Here is a 270-nt window from a genome sequence, read left to right as displayed (position 1 = left end):
CGGATTGTCGGACGTCCCGGTTTCAGGCGCGGTGAGGCCGCGCCGCATGTTGGAAAGCGCGATCGCCTCCGCCGACCAGCCAAGCGGGATCAGCGAAGTCCAGCGCTCGGCAATGTCGGCGCTGGTCACGGCAGAACCCTTGTCGCCGAAGGCTTCCAGAAAGGCGATCTCGAAGGTGATGTCGTCATTATAGGTGTTGGGCTCACGCACATAATCGCGGATCGGACCGAAGACCTCGGCGATGTTTTCCGCCGTATAGCCTTCGAGCGC

The 270-nt window shown here is 62.2% G+C and carries 1 protein-coding gene; it reads right to left on the bottom strand.

What is annotated here, in order from left to right; all coding sequences use genetic code 11:
- Positions 1–270: hypothetical protein (locus SB719_RS20315; protein WP_412159764.1), on the bottom strand; the 270-nt coding region annotated here is incomplete at both ends.

The sequence above is a fragment of the Pantoea sp. SIMBA_079 genome, from assembly GCF_046940275.1.
Classification (GTDB): Bacteria; Pseudomonadota; Gammaproteobacteria; order Enterobacterales; family Enterobacteriaceae; genus Pantoea; species Pantoea borealis.
Note: the sequence above shows the minus strand (reverse complement) of the source record. Positions and strands in the feature narration are given on the sequence as shown.